General features: G+C 42.9%; 2 protein-coding genes and 1 pseudogene. 1 reads left to right on the top strand and 2 read right to left on the bottom strand.

Features of this window, described 5'->3' with window-relative positions; genetic code table 11:
* Positions 1-532: pseudogene (locus F6K37_RS40900) on the bottom strand (RNA-guided endonuclease TnpB family protein); the annotation flags it as partial.
* 57 nt (positions 533-589) lie between these two features.
* Between F6K37_RS40900 and F6K37_RS40895 the strand changes: the two are divergent.
* Positions 590-787 (top strand): hypothetical protein, encoded by a 198-nt coding sequence (locus F6K37_RS40895; RefSeq protein ID WP_287257013.1) that lies wholly within the window; start codon positions 590-592, stop codon positions 785-787.
* 34 nt (positions 788-821) lie between these two features.
* Here the strand turns inward: F6K37_RS40895 and F6K37_RS40890 are convergent, their stop codons facing one another.
* Complete coding sequence (locus tag F6K37_RS40890) at positions 822-1,376, bottom strand: RNA-dependent RNA polymerase family protein (RefSeq protein WP_287257012.1); 555 nt, start codon at positions 1,374-1,376, stop codon at positions 822-824.
* Positions 1,377-1,753: the final 377 nt, after the last annotated feature.

The raw sequence follows: 1,753 nt of genomic DNA, 5'->3' as shown, positions 1-1,753 counted from the left end.
CAGGGTCTATAAAGTCAGGAGGCTCTAAAGCTATTTCAGTCAGTAATTCAGGTTTGCTTTCCTTACTGACTGAAGGGTAAAATAATCCTTCTTTATAAGTTAAAGCTTGTTGTGGAAAAGTAACAGCGGCTAGTCCTCCTTTCTTTCTGTATCGAGGAAATCTAGGTTTGTCTACTTGATTTTTGTAATAAAGCCCAACAAGTTTATTGTAACTAGATATTGCTTCTCCTACAGTTTTTAAGGTCTGTTGAGCAGATTGAGCCGCCATTCCTTTGTAGTGAGGGCTTAGTTTTAAAGCTTGATCTAATTCAGGATACTTGGTCGAACATTTATACGTTTTCCATCCACACCTTAAATCGTCCCCGCGCCAAAAGGTAGTATAAGCCTCCTGTTCTTTTAACCATTCATAATGTTTTTGCTTGGCGTAATAAATAGCACAGTTAAACAAGCTATTAGCCTGTTCACATTGGAATCCCCAAAAAGCTTTCTCTTCTTCTGAGAATTTTGCTCTAATCGGGATTGTTCTATACATTTTCTATCACCTCCTTGATTTGTTAGCATACCATTAGTATAAACGTTGGTTCTAAATATGTCAACAACAAACGAGCGAAAAACCAGAAAAAGAATGAGGGGAGTACCCGTACACCATGACGAACTAAAGAAGCCCCATACCGTTTGGTTGACTGGGACTACTTGGAGATGGCTTCAATTGTCAGCAAAAGACTCTAATACCAGTGTAGGAGAGTTCCTGGAAAAACTTGTTAGGTCTGAAATTGACAAAGACTAAAGGGACACGACGGGGTCAACCCCGTCTCTCTTTTTCATCCCCGGTCTAAAGACGCAGGGTTCTCAAATTTCAGGATGTTTTGATAGCGACGCAAATAACCCCATAACAAACACAAAACAGCTTCATCACTGACATATTTCCCCACAATATCCATCAAAATAGAATGATTGATACTGGCGTAATAGCTTTTAACATCCGTGCGAAAGACAAAAGTATTATCCGATACGTTCGATGCCACCTCTCGCACCGCCCCCTTCAATCCACCATGTCCCGCTAAATGAAAACATCGCGGGGAAAGGACGGGTTTCAAGTCCTCCGTCAAAACTATTGTGATCGCCTTCAACACCAACGCATCCATTGACGACCACCATTCATAGGACTCCTCCTCACCTCGAATTAAACGTAATTCCCGAAATTGATAGTGTCCCGAACGAATTTGCCCTTGTATAAGCGGTTTTTTCTCATGCCACCATCGCCTGACCTGCCAGACATCGGCATTAGGGTGATAATGTGCGCGTTTTTGGCACAACCATTGATAGGCTTTATCTATCACCTCGTCTGAGGCAATTTTTTCGATCAGGGTGGACATAAGGGCGTTTATCGCAGTTATGAGGTACGCTACTCTACCTCAAAGTCCCCCTTTTTAAGGGGGATTTAGGGGGATCACTTGGTACCTGATGGGATATGGAATTGCTAGATAAAAGTAACGCAGGTGAATATAGCATGATTGTTGCCACCAGGTCAATACCATCCTGTAGGGTGGGCAAAACCTTGCCCACCTACTATTTATAGTGTTTGGTAAGGCTTAATAAGCAATTGTGCGTAAGTGCGTCAGAGATATTGACTAGGTAGGTAGCAAAAACGGGAACCAATAGAAGGACAAAGCAAACGGCGTTGCTGAATCAAGGAATGAATGCGCGGACATCTGGTTTTGGTCAAGCCCCCGTTGGTCCCCCAAGGGAGGGC

The organism is Moorena sp. SIO4E2, from assembly GCF_010671945.1.
GTDB lineage: Bacteria > Cyanobacteriota > Cyanobacteriia > Cyanobacteriales > Coleofasciculaceae > Moorena > Moorena producens.
This window is presented reverse-complemented; position numbering and strand designations above follow the sequence as displayed.